Raw genomic sequence first — 20,614 nt, 5'->3', positions numbered from 1 at the left:
GTGGAAGAGTATAATGCCCCCAGCCCCGGGGACGAAGAGCGGACCGTTGACGGCGAAGTCACGCTCCCCGAGGCCCGCCTCGAAGATGCCATCGCATTCCTGCAATGGGTCCGTCCCGAGGGACCTTGGGCGCTGACAGCGATATTCCCGGACCCGCCCGAGAGGGGGCCGAAGACACACACCGAGACATTCTTCTCCGGCGAAGAGGACCGCGCGTTGGCGTGGCTCAGTGAGCGCTCCGGCCGCATGAACCTCTACTGGACGGTGAACCCGACAATCGGGCGCATAAGCTCGAAGGCGAAGAAAGAGGACGTGGAGGAGTTCGCTTGGGGTCACGTTGACCTCGATGCCCGGAAGAACATTGACCCGGATGAAGCGAAGGAGGCGGCCGTCGCGGCGCTGCGTTCCTACCGCCCTCTGCCGTCCCTGATCTTGGACAGCGGCAACGGTGCGCAGGGGTTCTGGCGTCTCGAAGAGCGCAGCTTCTACATCGGCGGCGAAATCGAGGAGGCCAAGGAGGCGGAGAGATACAACGAGCAAATCGAGATCGACTTTTCCGACAGCCCGCTTTTCCTAGCCGATAGCTGCCACAACTGTGATCGGGTGATGCGGCTTCCGGGCACGATCAACCTGCCCAACGAGAAGAAGCGGAAGGCCGGGCGGGTCCCGGTCCTCGCTTCGACAATCGAGCGGCACGATGACCGGGTTTATCACCTGGGCGAATTCAGGCAGGCACCAGCTAGGAGCGCCGCCCCAGCCGCCGGACAGGGGAAAGTAAAGCTCGAGGGTCTCCCCCCGCCCTTCGACATCGAGATGCTGCCCGATGCCGTGAGCGGCCGGACCCGAATGCTGATCGTGCAGGGTTGCGACCCGGACGAACAGGCACGGTACGGCTCGAGGTCTGAACCCCTATTCGCGGTTTGCTGCGACCTTGTCCGAGCCGGGTGCGATGACCAGACGATTGCCGCCGTGATCCTTGATCGGGATTACGGGATATCCGCCAGCGTCCTCGACAAGGGCAGCGGGGCCATCCGATATGCTGAGCGGCAGATCGAACGTGCGTGCGACTTCGCGCATGATGTTGACCAGTACGGTCGCCGGGTCCTGTCATTCGCCACCCCGTTCCGCACCGCGCAGCGGCTCCGGGCCGAGCTCTTCCCGAACACCCTGCACACGAACGGCGATTGGCTTGAGTATCGCAACGGGGCCTACGCGCTGGTGGAGGCCAAGACGATGCAGTCGAAGCTGTATCACATCCTCAACGATGCGGTAGTTGTCGCGAAGGTCGAGGACGACAAGCCGATTTATCAGCCGTTCAACCCGGACCCCACGAAGGTTAGGAGGGTGACCGAGGGGCTCGAAGCGGTCTGCCACGAGGAGGCGGACGCGAAGGCACCGCCGGTATGGCTGGGGGAAGCGGGACCGCCGCCGCTCGAGATCATCTCACTTCGCAACGGCCTGCTGCACCTGCCATCCGGTGAATTGCTGCCACCCACGCCGGATTTCTTCACCCGGAACGCGTTGGACCTCGAGTATGACCCCGGTGCGCCTGAACCCGTGGAGTGGATCAAGTTCCTTCGGTCGCTGTGGCCGGACGGGCCGGAGCCGGACGTGTTACAGGAGGTGTTCGGCTATCTGCTGCTGCCAGACACCTCGTTGCAGAAAATCTTCCTGCTGGTTGGGCCGCCCCGGTGTGGCAAGGGGACCATCCTCAAGGTGCTGACAGGCCTGATCGGCAGGCCGAATGTCGCAGCGCCTAGCGTGAGCGAGCTCGGCAAGGATTTCGGCCTCGAGCCCCTCATCGGGAAACAGGTTGCCGCCATCACCGATATGAGGCTGGGTCGGAAGTCTGATCTGGGTGAGATCGCCACCAACCTGTTGCGCATTTCGGGCGAGGACCCGGTCAGCGTGAACCGCAAGGGTGACAAGTACTGGCACGGTAGCCTCAGCGTCCGGTTCCTGATCCTCGCCAACGGCCTGCCGAGGTTCGATGACGAGAACAGCCCCGCGCTGGCGAACCGCTTTGTGCCTTTGATGTTCGACAAGAGCTTTCTCGGGCAGGAGGATCGTGGCCTGATCGACAGGCTGCTTCCCGAATTGCCCGGCATCCTGAATTGGGCAATCGCCGGATGGAAACGCCTTCAAGAACGGGGACAATTCGCGCTGCCCTCCGCCTCGCAGGGCGCGATTGACGATATTCAGCAGCACAGTTCGCCAATCGCCGCGTTTCTCGCTGAGATGTGCGACCTCGGGCCGGGGTTCAGCGTGCCGAAGGATGAAATGTATGCGGCGTGGCTGCGCTGGTGCGAACGCAATGGCGAGAAAAGCCCCGGCGGAAAGACGAAGCTGACCCAGGCACTCAAGGAAGCGGCCGGCATCGGGACGGGCAAGCCCGGGACCGATGATCGCGTGCCGTCCTACATGGGCTTGAGGCTCCGGTCCGGCGGATATGCCCAAGATGCCGGGTATCACTACGGAGGGCCGGGTTACCAAGGCTAAGGCCGACTTACGTCCGGGTTACGTCCGGGTCGAAACCCACAGGAAACGTGGGTGCGGCCGGGACGGCTGACTTTTTCCCTACCCAATAGATCGAAGGGGAGGAAGGGAAGGGGGGCATAGAATAGTACGAACAGAATAGCCACGGACCCGGCCGTTCCGGCCGTAGCCCAGAAAACGTGGAGTTTTACCCGGCCGTTGCTTGGGTGAAAGTCGGACGCGGGGCGGAAAGTGCCGCCGCCTGCCCGCTTGAGCCGCTGGTCCCCGCGCGCGCGGGCGCGAGATCGGCCGCCCGGAGCTGGGGCCGAACCTAAGGGAGGTCCGGGTCGAGCCCCTGCTGTTCCATGATTCAATGGGCGCTTAACCGATTCCGCCCGATCTAGGTTACCGCCCGGGTTTCCTTTGGCGCAAACTTGTTGCCTCGTTCGTGCCACCTGCTGCAGAAATTCCCTAGGAGGTTCCATGCATAGGCCGGAAGAGATCGCTAGAATTATTCGCCGCAATTTGCAGGTGGTGCTTACCTTTGGGTATCAGTCTGCCGTGACAAGCGGAGGCATGGAAGTCGAGGCAGACCACGCCCTTGCGGAGATTGCTTCGGACTTGCGCCTTCTGGATGATATGCTGGGCTTAGCAGAACGGCTCAAAGATAGCGGCTATCCGCCGCTTGGCATCGTTGTTCAAGCAGATGGCGAGCGGCTCGACCTCCATTTCAGGGACATGACCAACAAGGTAATGCATGCCGGTCGATTTGACTGGACCCACGGCGACAGCCCGGTCGTACATTGCATTCCTAACGGTAAGGATCGCTGGCGTTCAGCCGAACTTGGGCTCACCGCATTGGGTGAACTCTGCGCTCATGTTCTGCCCTGACGATGAGCAGGAACTGCTTGAAGCCGAAGGTTACGAGCTCAAGCTTCGGAAAGCATCTGGTCGCTGCTTCCATGAAGAATTGCTCTGAGCTATGTGTCGAGTATGGCCTCACAAAAACCGATCGTCATCGAACATTTGTTCGAAAAGCACTGGGATGAGCAGGGCAATTCGCTACGCCGGACATTGATGAGCCTCGACGATGTTGCCGAAGCGATCCGTGATTGCCGTTCCAAAGGGGTAAAGCTCAGCGACCGCAATCCGGCTAATTTTATGAAGGACCTCTTGCGAGGCGGAAACACGTCGAAGAATTGGCCCGTGTCTGTTGCAATGAAGGGTTACGCTGCCGTCCAACGAACAGGCGCGGGAGAGTGTTTCGAGTTCATCCCATTTGCCAAAGGGCAAACAGACGCTTTCCCTGAGGAATTTCCCGTCCGCCTCGACGCCGACCGGTACAAGATCCAGTCGATAAGCATTCCGCTGGTAACGAAATCCCTTGGCAGGTCAGATGAGACATGGCTGATACAGGTGGCGATCAACCTCAAGGTCATTGAGTCCCATTTTGCGGTAGCGGGATCGTTCCAGTTCCTCGAGCTTGCGCACCTGCAAATGGGCATCAAACTGCGCTCGACAGAAATCGACGCTTTGTTCCTTGGCCATGCTGGGAGTGCCAAGGAGCCAAAGCCGGTGTTGGTGACTTGTGAAGCGAAGCAGGCCAAAGACCCGTTTATCCCGAGCCAGATTATCAATCAGGTTCAGGCAGCGTTTGCGGCAAATGACGATGTCGAGACCGTTGTGCCGATTGGGCTGCGGGCCATCAAGGGAGTCGGATTCTACGTGACTGAGTTTGAGGCGGTCGCGAAGGCCGATGCTGAAAATCTCACTTCGCTCACGCTCGCGAGCGATGCGATCTTTGAACTTCTACCTCGCATCAAGGGCATTTGACGCCTCGATTTCCGACTGCTTGCGTTTCCGCGCGCCGCTCTTGCGGTCGCGCGCCTTGATCGGATTCTCGATTTCAAAAAATTCACAGGCTTGCGACATGTCCATTCGCAGTAGAGCCGTCTTGCCAAGCGTCAGGCTTTCAGTCGGACGTGTCGGTTCGAAGCCGAGTGCTTCAATCACCTTCCCGGCGACTGCTCGCGCCAACGGAGGCGGCACGGAATTGCCGATCTGCCGCGCACCGTGCCACTTCGTCTCATGGAACCGGAACCAGTCGGGGTAGCCGTGAAGCCGCGCCATTTCGCGCACGGTGACGCAGCGGTCGTATTTGTAGTGGATCGGCCTGGGGCTGGTAAAAGCGCCGCGCGCGGCATCCGTGCCAGCGCGCAGAGTGTTCGACACACCATCCGATGCCAGCTTGAAGAAGCGCGAGATAGGCTCGACATTACCGCCCTCGGTACTGCGGAAGCGCCGCCGCGAAATTTCCGTGTGATCGGTCAGAAGGCTCGACGTGAGCAACGATGGGTTCCAGTCGCGCGGATGCCCGAAATGCCACGCGTCGTTAGTCATGCAGCGAAGCTCTTGGGCAAAGGGGCTTGGATCACCCCATTTCGTCGTCGAAACCTCGTCACTGTTCCAAAGCGACTTGAACTGCTCCGCGTCGGGCAAATCGCCAAGCGCATCTTCACAGGTTGGGCCATCCGGCGAGCCACAGTTCGTTGTGCCCGCGGCATGGCTTAAGCGTTCGGGATACTGCGGCAGTGCGCATCCCTTGCGCGCGCCCATCAAGAACAAGCGATGGCGATTTTGCGGAACGCCGTAGTCCGCCGCGTTCAGAACCTGCTCCTTCAGCACAACGCGATATTCGCCACCGTTCTCGAATGCCTCGATGACTTCTTCGAGAAACTTCCGATGCTTCCCTAGCGTCAGCCCTTTGACGTTCTCGAACACGAAGTAACGCGCTTCGAGTTCATGGACGATGCGCACGAAGTCGCGGACGAGGGAGTTGCGCGGATCGTCGAGCGCGCGCTGGCCGATGAGCGAGAAGCCTTGGCAGGGCGCACCGCCGAAAACTACATCGACCTTCTTGTCGCCCAGTTTCGCCTTTTCGCGGATTTCTGCGCCGGTAACGTCCGTCACTGATTTCGGGATAACCGTGCAGTCGGGAAAGTTGAACTTATGGGTGGCGCAATGAATCGGGTCTATCTCGACAGCAGCAACTACGTCGAAACCAGCCTGCTCGAAACCCAAACTCATACCGCCTGCGCCAGCAAAAAGGTCAATTCCGATTGGTCGCCGCATGAGAAGTCCTATTTGCCGGGTATCCTCCCCGGGTCTTAACGGAACGAAACGTGAAAGCAAAGCCGGTCAGGGACCGCGAAGAAACTCCTCCACACGTTCGATAACGAGCTCCGGTTGTCGCAGTTCGCATTGCCACACGACATAAGAAGTCCACCCTTGCTCTGCCAGCGTGGACAATGCCCGACGGTCTCGTTCGATGTTCGCACGAATCTTGGGCTCCCAGTAATCGAGCCTCGTCTTGGGCAGCTTTCCCCAGCGACACCCGTGACCATGCCAAAAACAACCATGAACGAAGATCACTTTTTTCCGAGCCGGGAATACGAGGTCGGGTCGCCCCGGCAGGCGACGCGAGTGCAGTCGGTAGCGATACCCGAGTGAGAAAAGCGCCCTTCGCAGGATCATTTCGGGCTTGGTGTCCCTTTGCCCCACACGTGCCATAATGCGGCTTCGTCGGTCTGGAGAAACGTGGTCGACCATAGCCTCGGACTTAGCTCGTCATGTCGACCAAAGATATGCTGTTCGCATACGTTTGGCGTCCGCAAAGATTCGCATTAGGACAACTAGAAGCACCAAGGGGGGATTCAATGAGCAAGGGATATGTAAAACCAGAACGCTTGCTGATGCGAACCCATCCCGAGTTTTCAGAGAAGTGGGTTCAACAACTGATCGCAGACGACCCTTCGATATTGGGCCTTGGCGACCTCGTGCTTCGAGATCAGGAACGAATTCACCCGCGAGCGGGACGGCTCGACCTGCTACTTCAAGATGCAGACACGAAGCGCCGCTACGAGGTTGAGTTGCAGCTTGGGGCGACCGACGAGGCCCACATCATTCGCACTATCGAATATTGGGACATCGAGCGAAAGCGATATCCCCAATACGACCACTGCGCCGTTATCGTAGCGGAAGACATAACAAGCCGCTTCTTGAACGTCATATCGCTGTTTAATGGCACGATCCCCCTGATAGCCATCCAGATGCAGGCCTTGCGGATTGGCGAGAACGTGACACTGGTTTTCACGACGGTCATGGATGAAATGTCACGCGGTCTTGTCGATGAGGACGAAGATGCCGAGGCTGCACCTACCGACCGGGCATACTGGGAAAAGCGGGCGACAAAGGCTACGGTCGCCTTGGCCGACGACCTGCTGGCGATGGTCCGGCAGTTCGATCCATCTTTGGAACTGAAGTTCAATAAATTCTATATTGGTCTGTCTCGCGACGGCCAACCCTTCAACTTTGTCAGCTTTCGGCCCAAGAAAAATCACATCAATTTCGAAGTGAAGTTGCCCGAAACAGAGGAGCTCGACGCCAAAATCGAAGACGCAGGCATCGAGGCACTTGAATATAACAAGCGGTGGGGCCTCTATCGCCTTCGGCTGTCGAAGGAGCAGGTCAAAGGTACGGCCGCTACACTCAAGGAATTGATGGAACTTGCTTATGAGAGGCGGGCATCGTGAAACTCGGCCCCGCGATACTCGTTGTAGCAGCCGTGGGTGGGTGCGCTGACAGCGGGCGATCCGAAGCTGAAGAGATTGTTCGTGCCACGTTGACCGACCCTGAATCCGCACAGTTTGAGAATGTTGCCCGAAGCGAGCGCAATCCTGATGTGGTCTGCGGTCACGTGAACTCAAAAAATCGATTTGGCGGGTATGTCGGCAACAAACGCTTCTATGTCACACTTAGCAGTAGGGAGGCGCAGCTCGACCCGGGCGAAGCGCTATCGCCCGCCGCGAGAGAAATATTTGGCGACATGGGTGTAGTTGATTCAGTCGACTTCGACAGGCTCTATCGAAAACACTGTTAGGTTCGGGTCCCCTAGCCGGTGCCACGCCTCTTCGAATTCGGGCACCGCATAAACCTTCGGCTCCAACCAGTGCGACACTTGTCCGCTCGAATTGACGTTCCGGGCTGCCAGTTGCCGAACTTCTTCGAGGGTCAGGACATAGCAGACGGGCGAGGCCGAGTTGGCATTCAGGGTGATGATCCACCAAGGGGAGCGGAGGTTGTCGAGCGTGCTGCCCAGCGGGACGGCTGAGCGCTTCGACAGTGCCTTCGACTGTATGGGCAGGACGGTGGCCTCGTCATCGCTGGCGGCATAGAGGTCCGCGCCCCGTGCGTTACGAACCGTGGGCATGACGTGCCAGCCGCGCCGGGATAGCTCCCGTGCGACGTGGTACAGCCCTGAGTTTCCGGTCAGTTGATGGCGCAAGCTCTTCCCCCGTTCGTACAAAATTGTCGTCATGGGCCTAGCCCCGGCGCTGTGGCCTCCTTCTCCTGTGATTCGCAGAAGGAGAAGACACATGAAAGACCAAACATTAGCTGCGACGCGGCTCGGCCGCTTCGATGACTGGACCGAGGACGAGATCGCTTACCTGATCCACGAGCTCGGGCGCGGGATGGGCCGTGACGCGACAGATCGCTTCGATGGTTATTGGGGCGCATACACCGCCCTCAGCATCGCGGGGGCCTTCGTCACGCATGGCGACACGCCGATGGCGAACGAGTTGGCGGTAGCATGGATGGGCGCTCTTGCCGCCTACGCGCTGGACTCGACATATTGGGGCAATGAGAATGCGCCGGTGACGCCGGGGGATTGCGATCCAGTCCACGCCACCGCTGTTTGCGCCCTCTCGATCATCCAACACGCGGCGCGGCCCGTGCAGCACGATCACGGCCTCGAGGGCCATCACCCCGGGGACCCTCGCCCGGCTGCGTGAAGCGCCTAACCCTCTCTAGGTTCGGGCGGCCGGGGCCTTCGCCCATGATTCGATGGCCCCGGCAGTCACTTCTCTGGCGCGAGGTTGCCGGCCCGGTTTCTGCCTTCTCATCAATGCTAACCCGTTCGGTTTCCAGCGGGCCCCAGCTACCTTTCCGGTTATGCAAACGAAGCTGACCGATCGTCGCAAGAAGGTCTTTCTGGCCGAGCTCGCCCGGCATGGAATCATCGTCCGGGCCGCCCGTGCTGCCAGCCCGCGCGCATCCGGCCAGTACGGCGCTGTCCGCACGTTCAAGGACGAGCGGGAGCGTGATGAAGAGTTTGCCCGCCAGTGGCAGGAAGCGGTTGAGGCCGCAGAGGCCAGCATCGAGCATGAGCTCTACCGCCGCGCGCAAGAGGGGTGGGACGAGCCGATATTCGGGGGCCGCCACAAGGAGCGCATTGTCGGCACCGTCCGCAAGTATTCGGACCGCCTACTCGAGCTTCGCGCCCGGGCGATGCTGCCCGCCTATCGGGAGACGCAGAGCATCGCTGTCACGAAGCGCGTGACCCATGAGCTCGAGGCCGGGCTGCTGGGCGATGCCGTGGCGAAGGTCGCCCTCCAGATGGCCAGCAATCTCCGCCCACAACTTCCGGCTCCGGCCCAGGTGATCGACAATGAATAGGGACAGCGCCCTCGACCTCCTCGCTTTCGCCGTGGGCTATCGGTTGATGACCCCGGACGAGCGCCGCGCGCTGCGCATATCTGCGCTGTTTGAGCTGGGCGAGAAAGCCCCTGCCAGCCCCGAGCTTGCAGTCCTGTGGGACGAGGACCGCTTGATACGCGGGGAACGCGAACCGGCCAGCGTCTATGACCGCTGGGTGCTGATGAAGGCCCGGGACGAGGCCGAGCGGCCCGCATTCGACGAACCATTCTGGCGACTGCGCCGCAGCGACCTCGAGGGCGCGGGCTTCGAGCCGAACGAGGCACGGGACGTGATCGCGTCGGTCCGCGTGGCCTTGAGCAACCACACAGAAACCGAAGGAGCCGACAATGGGACTATTTCAGAAGCAGCATGAGGAAGCAAAGCCGGTCGGATTGCTCGAGCGGCTTGGCGAACTCGCGCAAGAAAGGGTAGAGGCGGCCAAGCGCGTCGATGATGCCATTGTCGAGATCGAGGCGGCAATCGAGGAACTGCTAGCTGCTGACGACGCCTTCTTTGCCGAAGTACGTTCTTCCGGCGCATCGGATCATGGAACCGGCGGGCATCTTCGACGAGTGCTTCGAACTCTGCTGATGGGCCAGATGCAAATCGCGGCACCGAAATTCGTCCGGCACCTCGGCATTCCATTCCTACCTGCCCGAGCACAGGGCTCAATACGCGATGCAGTGCAGCGAACCTCCGCGAACAACCTCGCCGATCTAGCTCCGCGACAGGAGACCGTAGCATGAAGAAGATGATTATCCGGGATATGACCGTGACCGAGGTGTCCTCGGTGGACGTTCCAGCCGTGAAGGGTGCAACCGCCGTGATTATGAAGAGCAGCTCGGTCGCCATTCGTAAGAACGCTGCTGACATTGTCGCGGGCGAAGCGGAGCCGCTATACAAGGCTGCCGAATATGCCGATGCGATCATGGTCCGCGCGGGCGAGATCGCGCAGCAGACCGGCGTGACCGTGAGCAAGGCCCTCCTCGACCACTCCGGCACTGACCCGGTGATAATCGAGCTGGCGAAGGGCGAGCGGGCGGCCGAGATGGCGGCGATGCGCTCGAAGCAGTCCGCCGTGTTCGGGAAGAGCGAACAATGGAACTGAACGAAGAGGCGGTCCTGGACCACTATATGGCCCGCTTCGACGAGCGGACCCGGAGGGCGCACACGGTGGCGCTCTCCGCCGCCATTGCCACCGTGAAGGACCGTTGGCCCACCCTCGAGCTCGTCCGGCGCGTCTCGGCCATCTACGGTGTGGCGGTTGAGGAGCTCGGGGCCTACTTCGGGCTTATCCGCCAGCCCGGTGAGCGGGAGGTCTGGGTGGATGTGTTCCGGTCGCCCGACAACCAGCAACTCGTCCGCGATACGATGAGCGCGGACGAGCGCCGGGCCTATGGCACGATGCTGGCGATGCTCGAAGTCTCGTGAGCAACGCGGGCCTGACGCATATGGGGCGTAAGCGCCGGGACGTGCATGGCGAACCCATGCCGACCGAGACCCGGCCTTGCCTCCGATGCCGTAAGCCCTTCGAGAGCGAGGGTGCGCACCATCGGCTCTGCCTGCCGTGCGTGAACAAGGCGGAGGCGGTCAGCCCCTACGCAATCTAAATACGCCTCTGGTAAATCCTTGATTACGTCACTACTTCTCCCGCTCAACAAGGAGGGGGAAGCTCCCCGATCAAGATGGATACCAAGACCAAAGGGGCGTGGCTTCTCGCTCAGTCCAAGAGTTTAGACGGATATTCCGGGGCAGGTGCCGCTCGACTTGAGAACATCACGTACTCGGGGAAAGTCGGTCGCCTGTACAACTTGCTCCGTCGGCACTCCGATGAGGCCAGCACCTTTACCATCTCGAAGCAGGTCGTCGACAACGCTTGCCAACTGAATGGCATCGACAAATCAGCCCGACGCGACGGACTGCAAATTCTCAAGGATGCAGGCCGCGTTGACGTCGCGAAGGATGGCTCCATCGCCGTCTTGGGGGCGACGACGCAGGCGGTATTGGAAGCCACCGTCGAGATTTTCGACGATCAAGGGCCGAGTGCGGACGAGCAGGCAATAATCGACCTCTCGGAATGCATCTCCGGCAAGCCGATGAAGCGCGCCGAGGCCGAGGAGTACATCTCAGACACGCACAAGCTAAAGAAGGCCGACGCGACAACGCTAGTCGACCTTTCGAAGAAGACCGCACTCGTCGACGAAGAGGGTGAACGGGGCAATGGCATCCTGTTTAACTCGCACACGTTCCGCGACGGCAAATACGCCGAGAAAGCGCACCGTGTGTTAGAACAACTCAAGGCCGACGAGCGGACACGCTTATCGGAGGTGCAAGACAAGTTGCGGCGCCACGGCGCGCTATATGACGCCGACGTCCAGAAAATGCTTGGCGCAGACCTCTACAAGCGGTTGGTCAGCGTTGGCCTCTTCGACCGGATGGAGGTTAGCAATAGTACCGAGTCGGTCGGGTACGTAGCCTCGCCAAATGACTTCCAGAAGTACGGGCGCCCCTTTGAGGAGGACCCTATTGACGACGCCAAGGCGCTTATCGCATCGTTGACCTACGGTCAGACCCGGAGCCATCACACTCGCGGGCAAATCACGATGCCCGATGCCCTCATTCGGGCATTGGTTCGCGGAGACGAGTTGGCTGCGAAGGCAGGGGGCGTTCGCGCTATCGGCGAGGATTATCGAGAACTGGAAGCCCGACAAGTTGTCGAGGTCACGGAGAAAAGCTACGGCCGCTTCACGATGCGCCTTCTCAAGAAGGATGTAGGAGAGCTCGCCCTCACCATTGTCCGGGGTGGCGCAGCGGCGCAGGAAGCTGTCCTCATGGATGGCTCCCCGGCCCGTGCTTTCAAGGGTCCCCACGCGACTCGAAACGAGGTACGGGCTAAGAACGACATTGGAGATAAGCGGTTCGTGCACGACGCACTTGACCGCCTCAGGAGCGGGGGTTGATGACATTGGCGAAGGGTGCGGGTCTTGAGGAGTTGGCGCGGGCGTATTTCGCGCGACAGGGCTTCGTCGCGCTCCGCAGCGTCTCAATCCAGTTCGAAGAAGAGGAGGTTACCGACGTCGATGTTTGGCTCTACGGCCGACAAGGCGGCGGAATTCGAACCCGGGCTTTAGTGGATGTGAAGGACAAGAAGTCGCCCAAGGCCTTCGAGCGAATAATGTGGGCTCGGGGGATGCAACTTGCACTCTCCTGCGACCGGGCGGTGGTAACCACCACCGACACTAATGCTAAGGTTACGCGCTTCGCGCAGCACCAAAAGGTTGCGTTGCTAACGGCGGCTTACCTCCGTCATTGGGCGGGCGACGACGACATTTTAAAGGAGCGGTTGAGCCTCGAAGAACTGACGGCGAGCATCCAGTCTTACGGAGGGCACAAGCAAGATGGCGATTGGCTCAAGCAGATTGCAGCCGCAAAGTCCGGCGTAGTTAGCCTCGCCCCCTACCCTGCGTTCAACAGGGCGATTGCATCCTTCCGCTTCTTCGCCGAGCGCGCCGCCACCCGCCCTCAACACCGCGAGCAAGCCCTCCGAGGCGCATTCCTATCCGCAGCACTGGCTTGCATGGCTTTGGACGCTGCACTTGAGCGCTTGACCTTCGAGGAACCGAAGGCGCGCTACAGGCTCTTGTACGCTGGCGTAACCTATGGGGATTCGGGCGACAATCGGGTGCAGGGCAGCATCGACACGGTACTCTCAGTAATCTCCAGAGGAGTGAAAAACGGTCGCGCACTAGCTCGGCAGACAAGCGATGCGCTGGAGGAAATGTTCGCCGAGGTTCGGGCTGAGATCATCGCCGAATTTTTCGCAAAGGAGCAAAACTCGGCACTTCTCTTTCCGATAGCTCGAGAGTTGGAAAGCCGGGCGCACGCTCGGGCACGGGAAGGTCTTATTGGGCTCAGTATCGAGGCGAAGTCCATTATCGGAGTCTTCGCCGATTTCGTTGGAGCCAAGCGGACCGCGCTGTTGAGTGAGGAGTTCGTAACGGCGGCCCCTGCCTCGCTCACCGCGTCACCATCACCATCTGGCAAAATTCAAGCAAAGGCCCCCCAAGGCTCTCAGTCGCCCGTGTCGGCGACTGACACCGATGACTCAAATGCTACCGCAGAAGAGAACGCTAAGTCCGATAAGGATGGCGACAGCAATAGCCCCACGCTGCTTTGAAGCGCGTTGTGGCTCAGCGGCTGCAATCCGAAATATCAATTTCCTGCGGATACCGAAGCCAAAGGTTAGGTAACCTAGCCGGTAACCTGAAGGGTCGCTGACTGCGACCCTAGACCACGAGAATGTTGGAAAAACTGGAGCGGGCGAAGGGATTCGAACCCTCGACCCCAACCTTGGCAAGGTTGTGCTCTACCCCTGAGCTACGCCCGCTCTGGCGGCTGGCGACCGGGTGGTGCCAGCGGGTGAGGCGCGCGATTAGCACCGGCTTTTGGAGTCGGCAAGCCCTGTTTGTGCTTTTCCTGTCGAAGCATCCCGAAGGGTTGGCATATCGCCGTCAATTCCCACATAAGCGTCCGATGAGTCTGTCCCGCCGGCGCGGAAGCGGTTCCGGCTTGCGCCGCCGTCCGGCGCAACAGCGACAATTGAAGGAGCAATCGCCCGTGGCCACCCTGGGACTGAACCCCGCCGACAAGCAAGCCGTCGAGGATTTCCGCCGTGACGTCGTCGAACCGTCGATGTCGAAACTCGTCATCCTCGATTTCTGGGCCGAATGGTGCGGCCCGTGCAAGCAGCTTACCCCCGTGCTCGAAAAGGTCGCGGCCGATTATGCCGACAAGGGCGTGGTGCTCGCCAAGGTCGATGTCGATGCGAACAAGTTCATCGCGTCGCAGTTCCAGGTGCAGTCGATCCCGACCGTCTATGCGATTTTCCAGGGCCAGCCGGTCGCCAACCTGACCAACGCGCGTAGCGAAAGCCAGCTCAAGGCGATTCTCGACCAGCTGCTCGGTCAGCTTCCCATCGAAAGCGAGGCGAAGGACCGCGCGGTCGAGATCGCGCCGCTCATCGAAATGGGCGAATCGGTGCTCGCCGAGGGCGACGGAGCACGCGCTGCCGGGATTTTCGGCCAGATCGTCGAAATGGCACCCGACAGCGCCGCCGCGCACGGCGGCCTTGTCCGCGCGCTCATTTTGGTCGGCGACACCGAAGCCGCGCAGGCGGCGCTCGACGCAGTACCTGCCGACATTGCGAATGACGCGGCGATTGCGCAGGCCAAAAGCGCGCTCGCGCTCGCTGCGGACGCCCCCGACGCGGGCGAGCTCAAGGCGTTCGAGGATGCAGTTGCGGCGAACCCCGACGATCATCAGGTGCGCTTCGACCTGGCCACCGCGCAGATCGGCGCGGGCCAGCGCGACGCCGCTGCCGACAATCTGCTCCACATCGTCGAGGCCGACCGCGAATGGAACGAGGGTGCGGCGCGCGCCAAACTGCTCGAACTGTTCGAAGCCGTCGGCCTCGAAGATCCGTGGGTATCGGCGCAGCGCCGCCGCCTCTCGCTGATCCTGTTCGGCTGATGTCCGAAGCAGCGCCCTTGACCATCCAGCGGATCGCAATCTTTCCGCTTCCCGGCGCGGTGCTGTTTCCGGGGCTGCACCTGCCGCTCCATATCTTCGAACCGCGCTACAAGGCGATGGTGCACGAAGTGCTCGCACGCGACCGTCAGATCGGGATGATCCAGCCGCGCCAATTGCCCGGCGAGGAGGATCGCGAGCCGCCGGCGCTCTATGACGTCGGCTGCGTCGGGCGTGTCGTCGATGTCGAGGCGCTCGACGAAGGGCGCTTCAACCTCGTCCTCGAAGGCGTCGCGCGGTTCCGCGTGCGCCGCGAACTCGACGTCACGACGCCCTTTCGCCAGGTCGAGGCCGAGCTCGAGATCGAGGCCGAAGACGGCGCGGTACTGTCGAGCATCGAGCGCGCGAGCCTCGAGCGCGAAGCCAAACGCTTCGCGGCGCGGCAAGGCTATGTCGTCGACTGGGATTCGGTCGGCCAGCTCGACGATGCGACATTGGTCAACGGCATCGCGCAGGTCGCACCCTTCGACGCGGCGGCGAAACAGGCGCTGCTCGAAACCGCCTCGATCGACGCCCGCGCCGAACTGGTCGTGCAGATGATGCAGTTTTTCGGACGCTTCGACGGCGACGACGGACGCGCAACGCTCCAGTAAATTCCTTCAGTGCGGCTTCGACCGTGTATGCCGAATGATGTCGGCGACCGCGCGGCGGACGATATGGCGGTCGCTTTCGCGCAGGCGCTCGCTTGCGGCCTCGCTGTCACTCAGGCGGCGTAGCACCAGCGCGCGTTCGGCAGCGACGCGCGCCTCGACCTGCACAGCCCCGCGCCCCGTTCCGCGCGAAAGGGCAGCATGGCGGCGGCGCGCCCAATCGTCGACGAGGCGATCGGTCACGCATTGCGCCAGGCAGTCGCTCGCCGCGGCCTCGGTGGCGTCCTCGGCCTCTTCATCGGCCAGCCAGTCGTCGGCGCCGTCGGCGCGCAATGCATCGAGCGAGAGCCAGGCGCCGACACGACGGCGCCCCGCCGACCGCCTGTCGCCGTAGAGCCGCGTGCGCAAGGCCTGAAGCTCGGCGCGAATCTGCCAGTCGATGAAGGTGGTAAAGCGCGCGCGGCACGGATCATATTGGCCGACGGCGCGGTGGAGCGCGATCGCGCACGCCTGTTCGGCATCTTCGGCGACATCGGACAGACCATAGCGCCGCGTGAAATAACGGACGCGCGGGGCGAGCAGTGCAGCGAGCCGCGCGAAACAGCGGTCGGCACGGACCTGCGCGCGCAGTCCGGGCGCGGCGTCGATCGCGGTGCGCGCCTGTAGCAGTTCGTTCACAGCGTTCTCGAGAGCTTCGTTCTTGGAGGGCATGGCTTCGGTCCCCATCGCTTCGCGGCGTCGGTGCCGCGCGGACAGGGATAGGCAAGGATGCTTGGCGCCAGCTTTCGCGGCGCTTACGTAGAAATACCTAGATTTCGGTCCCGGCGAGCAGGCGCGGCAGATCGCCGGCCTCGCCGCGCGCCTCGTCCATAAAGAAACGCTTGAGCGCGGGCAGCCGCTGCACAGCGCCGAGGCCGGCCCGCCGGACGGCCGATGCGGTGCGTCCCGGAATACCGAACAGCCGCGTCAGCCCGTCGGTCGCGAGGCTGACCATCAGGCTGTCGAGCCCGCGCCAGCGCTGGTAGCGCGCGAGCAGCGCTGCATCGCCAAGGTCGAGGCCCAGGCGTGCGCCATCGACGAGCACTTCGGCAAGCGCCGCAGCGTCGCGCAGGCCGAGGTTGAGCCCCTGCCCCGCGATCGGATGAATACCGTGAGCGGCATCGCCGACGAGCACCACGCGATCGCCGACAATCCGGGCGCTGTGGTGGAAACCGAGCGGATAGGTCATGCGCGGCGCGACAAGCTCCATCGACCCGAGCAGCCCCCCTGCGCGCTTTTCGAGTTCGGCGGTAAAACCGCGGTCGCCGAGCTTGGCGAAACCGGGGCCATCCTTTTCCGCCACGGTCCAGACGAAGGCAGAGCGGTGGCGCCCTTCGGCGTCGTCGACGAGCGGCAACAGCGCGAACGGCCCCGACGGGAAGAAGATTTCGTGCGCGACGCCGCCATGCGGCTTTTCGTGCGCGACCGCGCCGATCATCGCATGATGGTGGTAGGACCAGTTGGCGATGCTGAAGCCCGTCGCGTCGCGCGTCGGCGAGCGTCGTCCCTCGGCAACAATCAACAGCGGCGCGGCGAGCCGCGTGCCGTCGGCAAGCGTGAGCGTGACGCCATGACCGTCGATGTCGCGCCGCGTCACCTTTGCCGGCATGTGGCGCGAGACGAGCGACGCGTCGGCGATGGCATCGGCGAGCGCAAGCCGAAGCTGGCGATTCTCGATCATCGTCCCGAGCGCGCGATCCTCCGGCGCGGTCACGAAGTCGAGCTCGCCCTTCTGTCCACCATCGCTGACCTTGATCGCGTGGATCGGGCAGCCATGCCCCGCGAGCCGGTCGGCGAGACCGAGCACGCCGAACATCTGCCATGTGGCGCTGGCGATTGCCGAAGCGCGGCCATCGAAGCCGGGCGCGATCGTCGCGAGCGGATCGGCGGGGTCGACAATGCGCGAGGTCAGCCCATGATGCGCAAGCGCAAGCGCGAGCGTCTGGCCGACAAGTCCGCCGCCCGAAATCAGGACATCGCTGCGCAAGGTTTCGCTCATGGCCTTGCCCTAGACCGCGGCGGCGTGATTGGAAAGTCGCAGCGACGTTCTTGGGCGCGTGCTTGACGGCGACTCCGCCGCGTGCGCATATCGTCGCACCTCTTCTTTTTCGGGACCGCAATACGCATGGCTAGCCGCAGGGCCGCTTCGACCAAGGCCGATTGGCGCTCCGTTTTCAAGGCGAGCATCGCCCGGTCGCTGGTGATCGCGGCTGCCGCCCTTCTCGGCGCCTTCACGCTGTTCCTGACACTCGCCCTCGTCACCTATGACAGCACCGATTCGGCGCTCAACACCGCAGCGGGCGGCGATGCCGCCAATTGGATGGGGCGCGCGGGGGCGTGGTTCGCCGACCTTGGCCTGTCGATCGCAGGGGCGCCGGTCGTGCTGCTTCTGCCGCTGCTCGGCATCCTCGCGTGGCGACTTTGGAAAGGCGATCCGCAGCCCTATTGGAAGCGTCAGCTTGCCTATAGCCTCGCCGGCATCTTGCTCATCGGGCTCGGCGCCGAACTGTGGGCGCCGGCGAGTACCGCCGCGATGCCTGCGGGATGGGGCGGCATCATCGCGCTGATCGTCGGCGGCGCGATCACTCCCTTGTTCGAACGTGCAGGCGATCCGGCGGCGGCGTTGATCCGCATCGGCACGATTCTCGCACTGGCCGGTATCGGATTCTGGCTCGCGTGGCGCGCATTGCGCCTCGAAAAAGGGTGGGCGCAGCGGCTCCGCCTGCCCGCCGCCGGGGCCAGCCGCGTCGTCGAACCGGCCGCGCCCGCAGCCGCCGATGATACGCCGCGCGCGCCCAATTTGATGGAGCGCGTCATCCGCCCGCGCCCGCGCGCCGAACCGAGCGACCGCGCACCGCCCGAGATCGCCGACCCCGTCGAACGCTCGGCGCCGTCGAAGCCCAAGTCCAAACCGCAAAGCGAATTGTTCGCCAATTACCAGCTGCCGTCGATCGACCTGCTCGCCCCCGCGCCCGAGCGCCCGGCGGGGCAGATCGACAAGGCGGCGCTCGAACGCAATGCGCGGCTGCTCGAATCGGTGCTCGAGGATTTTCAGGTCAAGGGCGTGATCACCGCGGTGCGCCCCGGTCCCGTCGTCACCATGTACGAGCTCGAGCCCGCGCCGGGCACCAAAGCGAGCCGCGTGTCGAACCTGGCCGACGACATCGCGCGCAACATGTCGGCGCTGTCGGCGCGTATCGCGCCGATCCCCGGACGCACGGTCATCGGCATCGAGCTGCCCAATGCGAAGCGCGAAGCGGTGGTGCTGCACGAGATTATCGGCAGCAGCCTGTTCCACGATCAAAGCGGTGCGCTGCCGATCATACTCGGCAAGAATATCAGCGGCGACGCGGTAATCGCCGATCTCGCGCCGATGCCGCACCTGCTGATCGCGGGCACGACCGGGTCGGGCAAGTCGGTGGGTCTCAACGCGATGATCCTGTCGCTGCTCTATCGGCTCGGTCCCGATCAGGTAAAGCTGATCATGATCGACCCGAAGATGCTCGAGCTCAGCGTCTATGACGACATCCCTCACCTGCTCGCACCGGTGGTGACCGAGCCGAAAAAGGCGATCCGCGCGCTCAAATGGGCGGTCGAGCAGATGGAGGATCGCTATCGCATGATGTCGTCGCTGTCGGTGCGCAACCTTGCGTCCTACAACGACAAGGTGCGCGCGGCGCTCGCCAAGGGCAAATCCTTGGGCCGCCGCGTCCAGACCGGATACGACCCCGAGACCGGCCAGCCGGTCTATGAGGAAGAGACGCTCGACTATGCGCCGCTGCCGCAGATCGTGATCGTCGTCGACGAGCTCGCCGATCTGATGATGACCGCGGGCAAGGAAGTCGAGTTCCTGATCCAGCGGCTCGCGCAAAAGGCGCGCGCCGCGGGCATCCACCTGATCCTTGCGACGCAGCGGCCGTCGGTCGATGTCATCACCGGCGTCATCAAGGCGAACCTCCCGACGCGCATCAGCTTCAACGTCACGTCGAAAATCGACAGCCGCACAATTTTGGGCGAGGCGGGCGCCGAACAACTGCTCGGCAAGGGTGACATGCTCTATGTCCCCGGCGGCAAGCAGATCACGCGTATCCACGGACCGTTCGTGTCGGACGACGAGGTGCGCAAGGTCGCCGATCATTGGCGCGGGCAGGGGCGCCCCGACTATGTCGAAAGCGTCACCGAAGACCCCGAGGACGGCGGCTTTGCGATGGAGGGCGCGCCGGCCGGCGGCGACAGCGCCGAGGACCGCATGTATGCCAAGGCGTGCCAGATCGTCGTCGAAAGCCAGAAGGCGTCAACGAGCTGGCTCCAGCGCCAATTGCGCATCGGGTACAACAGCGCGGCGCGGCTGATCGAGCGGATGGAGGAGGAAGGGCTGGTGAGTCCGCCCAACCATGTCGGGCGGCGCGACGTGCTGACCGACCAATATGGCCAGCCGCGTTGATGCAACCCCGGCGCTGTCCCGGAAGTTGAACGCTGGCGAACCGGCGGGTTCACCGCCTATTCAATCGCCACATGGCATTTCCGCCCCATGCAGAACGAGAATTTGATGAAACCGAAACGCTTTCGATTCCCCCTTCGCGCCGCAGCTTGGGCGCTTGCGCCCGTCGCGGCCGGCGGCCTTGCGCTGGCGGTCCCGGCAATTGCGCAAACCTCGGGCACGCTATCCGCCGTCCAGCAGCACCTTAAATCGACGAACTCGATGGTCGCCGATTTCGTGCAGACCGATCGCAATGGCCAGCGCCTGTCCGGGAAGCTGACGCTCAAGCGGCCGGGCAAGATTCGCTTCCAATATCAGAAGGATGTCCCGTTGCTGATCGTCGGCGACGGCAGCCGCCTGACGATGATCGATTATGAGGTCAAGCAGGTGCAAAGCTGGCCGGTGAAGAATTCGCCGCTCGGCGCGTTGCTCGACCCCGACCGCGATCTGTCCAAATATGCAAAGCTCGTCCCGACCGGGAACAAGGATGTGTTGAGCGTCGAGGTGAAGGACGCGAAGCGCCCCGAATATGGGACAATCACGATGGTTTTCGTCCGCGATGGCGGCGCGCCGGGCGGGCTGCGACTGCGCGGCTGGGTCGCGCTCGATTCGCAGAATAATCGCACGCGAATCGACCTGTCGAACCAGAAGTTCAACGTCGCGGTCGCCGATTCGACGTTCCGCTGGACCGATCCGCGCCCGCGCAAGCGCCGCTGACACACCGACATTTCCTTCGTCGCGCAAAGGGTGGCGGCTCGGCAACAGCCGGAGCCGCCACCCTTTTTCCGGCGAACCGACAACCAACGTCGACGAACGACAGGAGGCCCCCGAAGAAGCCCCTTCTCGTTCAGCTTGGCGACAGGGAAAAAGGGCTATTTCAACCCTCGAAGGCGCCACCAAGGCATCC

General features: G+C 62.5%; 22 protein-coding genes and 1 tRNA gene. 17 read left to right on the top strand and 6 right to left on the bottom strand.

The genetic code is table 11. The features are described 5' to 3' along the window. From H7692_RS15180 to H7692_RS10400, 3 genes are all read left to right on the top strand, one after another. The gene (locus tag H7692_RS15180; RefSeq protein ID WP_227340132.1) at positions 1 to 2,499 is read left to right on the top strand and encodes a phage/plasmid primase, P4 family; all 2,499 of its coding nucleotides are present in this window, start codon (positions 1 to 3) and stop codon (positions 2,497 to 2,499) included. Positions 2,500 to 2,958: 459 nt separating this feature from the next. Continuing rightward, positions 2,959 to 3,366, top strand: a complete 408-nt coding sequence (locus H7692_RS10405) for a hypothetical protein (protein ID WP_227340131.1) — start codon at positions 2,959 to 2,961, stop codon at positions 3,364 to 3,366. Between the two features lie 102 nt (positions 3,367 to 3,468). Further along, positions 3,469 to 4,308 (top strand): hypothetical protein, encoded by an 840-nt coding sequence (locus tag H7692_RS10400; RefSeq protein ID WP_227340130.1) that lies wholly within the window; start codon positions 3,469 to 3,471, stop codon positions 4,306 to 4,308. Here the strand turns inward: H7692_RS10400 and H7692_RS10395 are convergent. Together H7692_RS10395 and H7692_RS10390 are read right to left on the bottom strand one after the other, a co-directional pair. Further along, entirely contained in the window at positions 4,285 to 5,607 is a 1,323-nt protein-coding gene (locus tag H7692_RS10395) for a DNA cytosine methyltransferase (protein WP_227340129.1), read from the bottom strand. The two genes, H7692_RS10400 and H7692_RS10395, sit on opposite strands and share 24 nt — an antisense overlap. Positions 5,608 to 5,673: 66 nt before the next feature. Further along, positions 5,674 to 6,084 (bottom strand): very short patch repair endonuclease, encoded by a 411-nt coding sequence (locus H7692_RS10390; protein ID WP_227340128.1) that lies wholly within the window; start codon positions 6,082 to 6,084, stop codon positions 5,674 to 5,676. 107 nt (positions 6,085 to 6,191) lie between these two features. Here H7692_RS10390 and H7692_RS10385 point away from each other — a divergent pair, with 107 nt between their 5' ends. Together H7692_RS10385 and H7692_RS10380 are read left to right on the top strand one after the other, a co-directional pair. Beyond that, the gene (locus H7692_RS10385; RefSeq protein ID WP_227340127.1) at positions 6,192 to 7,067 is read left to right on the top strand and encodes a DUF5655 domain-containing protein; all 876 of its coding nucleotides are present in this window, start codon (positions 6,192 to 6,194) and stop codon (positions 7,065 to 7,067) included. After that, positions 7,064 to 7,414 (top strand): hypothetical protein, encoded by a 351-nt coding sequence (locus H7692_RS10380; RefSeq protein ID WP_227340126.1) that lies wholly within the window; start codon positions 7,064 to 7,066, stop codon positions 7,412 to 7,414. Before H7692_RS10385 ends, H7692_RS10380 begins: the two co-directional genes overlap by 4 nt. Here the strand turns inward: H7692_RS10380 and H7692_RS10375 are convergent. Beyond that, on the bottom strand, positions 7,376 to 7,852 hold the full coding sequence (locus H7692_RS10375) for a hypothetical protein (RefSeq protein ID WP_227340125.1): 477 nt from the start codon (positions 7,850 to 7,852) through the stop codon (positions 7,376 to 7,378). The two genes, H7692_RS10380 and H7692_RS10375, sit on opposite strands and share 39 nt — an antisense overlap. 58 nt (positions 7,853 to 7,910) lie before the next feature. On the opposite strand from H7692_RS10375, the gene H7692_RS10370 reads away from it, so the two are divergent. From H7692_RS10370 to H7692_RS10335, 8 genes are all read left to right on the top strand, one after another. Continuing rightward, positions 7,911 to 8,327 (top strand): hypothetical protein, encoded by a 417-nt coding sequence (locus tag H7692_RS10370; protein ID WP_227340124.1) that lies wholly within the window; start codon positions 7,911 to 7,913, stop codon positions 8,325 to 8,327. A gap of 160 nt (positions 8,328 to 8,487) precedes the next feature. Further along, a complete protein-coding gene (locus H7692_RS10365; protein ID WP_227340123.1) occupies positions 8,488 to 8,991 on the top strand; it encodes a hypothetical protein in 504 nt (167 codons plus the stop codon). Beyond that, positions 8,984 to 9,385, top strand: coding sequence for a hypothetical protein (locus tag H7692_RS10360; protein ID WP_227340122.1), 402 nt, complete (start codon positions 8,984 to 8,986; stop codon positions 9,383 to 9,385). The genes H7692_RS10365 and H7692_RS10360 overlap by 8 nt, the downstream gene beginning before the upstream one ends. After that, positions 9,360 to 9,758: a hypothetical protein gene (locus tag H7692_RS10355; protein ID WP_227340121.1), complete on the top strand. Its 399-nt coding sequence runs from the start codon at positions 9,360 to 9,362 to the stop codon at positions 9,756 to 9,758. Before H7692_RS10360 ends, H7692_RS10355 begins: the two co-directional genes overlap by 26 nt. Then, positions 9,755 to 10,120, top strand: coding sequence for a hypothetical protein (locus H7692_RS10350; RefSeq protein WP_227340120.1), 366 nt, complete (start codon positions 9,755 to 9,757; stop codon positions 10,118 to 10,120). The genes H7692_RS10355 and H7692_RS10350 overlap by 4 nt, the downstream gene beginning before the upstream one ends. Further along, complete coding sequence (locus tag H7692_RS10345; RefSeq protein ID WP_227340119.1) at positions 10,111 to 10,443, top strand: hypothetical protein; 333 nt, start codon at positions 10,111 to 10,113, stop codon at positions 10,441 to 10,443. Before H7692_RS10350 ends, H7692_RS10345 begins: the two co-directional genes overlap by 10 nt. Before the next feature lie 254 nt (positions 10,444 to 10,697). Then, positions 10,698 to 11,972 carry a hypothetical protein gene (locus H7692_RS10340; protein ID WP_227340118.1) on the top strand — a complete coding sequence of 425 codons (1,275 nt, stop codon included), beginning with the start codon at positions 10,698 to 10,700 and terminating at the stop codon, positions 11,970 to 11,972. After that, positions 11,972 to 13,189 (top strand): hypothetical protein, encoded by a 1,218-nt coding sequence (locus H7692_RS10335; RefSeq protein WP_227340117.1) that lies wholly within the window; start codon positions 11,972 to 11,974, stop codon positions 13,187 to 13,189. The genes H7692_RS10340 and H7692_RS10335 overlap by 1 nt, the downstream gene beginning before the upstream one ends. Before the next feature lie 135 nt (positions 13,190 to 13,324). Here the strand turns inward: H7692_RS10335 and H7692_RS10330 are convergent. Then, a tRNA-Gly gene (locus H7692_RS10330) sits at positions 13,325 to 13,399 on the bottom strand. Between the two features lie 230 nt (positions 13,400 to 13,629). Between H7692_RS10330 and H7692_RS10325 the strand changes: the two genes are divergently transcribed. Together H7692_RS10325 and H7692_RS10320 are read left to right on the top strand one after the other, a co-directional pair. Beyond that, entirely contained in the window at positions 13,630 to 14,541 is a 912-nt protein-coding gene (locus tag H7692_RS10325) for a tetratricopeptide repeat protein (RefSeq protein WP_201928356.1), read from the top strand. Then, on the top strand, positions 14,541 to 15,191 hold the full coding sequence (locus H7692_RS10320; RefSeq protein WP_201928357.1) for an LON peptidase substrate-binding domain-containing protein: 651 nt from the start codon (positions 14,541 to 14,543) through the stop codon (positions 15,189 to 15,191). Before H7692_RS10325 ends, H7692_RS10320 begins: the two co-directional genes overlap by 1 nt. 6 nt (positions 15,192 to 15,197) lie before the next feature. Here the strand turns inward: H7692_RS10320 and H7692_RS10315 are convergent, their stop codons facing one another. Both H7692_RS10315 and H7692_RS10310 read right to left on the bottom strand, forming a co-directional pair. Beyond that, entirely contained in the window at positions 15,198 to 15,899 is a 702-nt protein-coding gene (locus tag H7692_RS10315) for a sigma factor (RefSeq protein ID WP_222136785.1), read from the bottom strand. 97 nt (positions 15,900 to 15,996) lie between these two features. Continuing rightward, a complete protein-coding gene (locus H7692_RS10310; RefSeq protein ID WP_222136782.1) occupies positions 15,997 to 17,226 on the bottom strand; it encodes an FAD-dependent monooxygenase in 1,230 nt (409 codons plus the stop codon). Positions 17,227 to 17,352: 126 nt separating this feature from the next. Between H7692_RS10310 and H7692_RS10305 the strand changes: the two genes are divergently transcribed. Together H7692_RS10305 and H7692_RS10300 are read left to right on the top strand one after the other, a co-directional pair. Next, positions 17,353 to 19,671: an FtsK/SpoIIIE family DNA translocase gene (locus H7692_RS10305; protein ID WP_222136780.1), complete on the top strand. Its 2,319-nt coding sequence runs from the start codon at positions 17,353 to 17,355 to the stop codon at positions 19,669 to 19,671. 105 nt (positions 19,672 to 19,776) lie between these two features. Further along, on the top strand, positions 19,777 to 20,424 hold the full coding sequence (locus H7692_RS10300; RefSeq protein ID WP_222136778.1) for a LolA family protein: 648 nt from the start codon (positions 19,777 to 19,779) through the stop codon (positions 20,422 to 20,424). Positions 20,425 to 20,614 lie beyond the last annotated feature (190 nt).

The sequence above is a fragment of the Sphingopyxis sp. P8 genome, from assembly GCF_020622175.1.
GTDB lineage: Bacteria > Pseudomonadota > Alphaproteobacteria > Sphingomonadales > Sphingomonadaceae > Sphingopyxis > Sphingopyxis jiangsuensis.
This window is presented reverse-complemented; position numbering and strand designations above follow the sequence as displayed.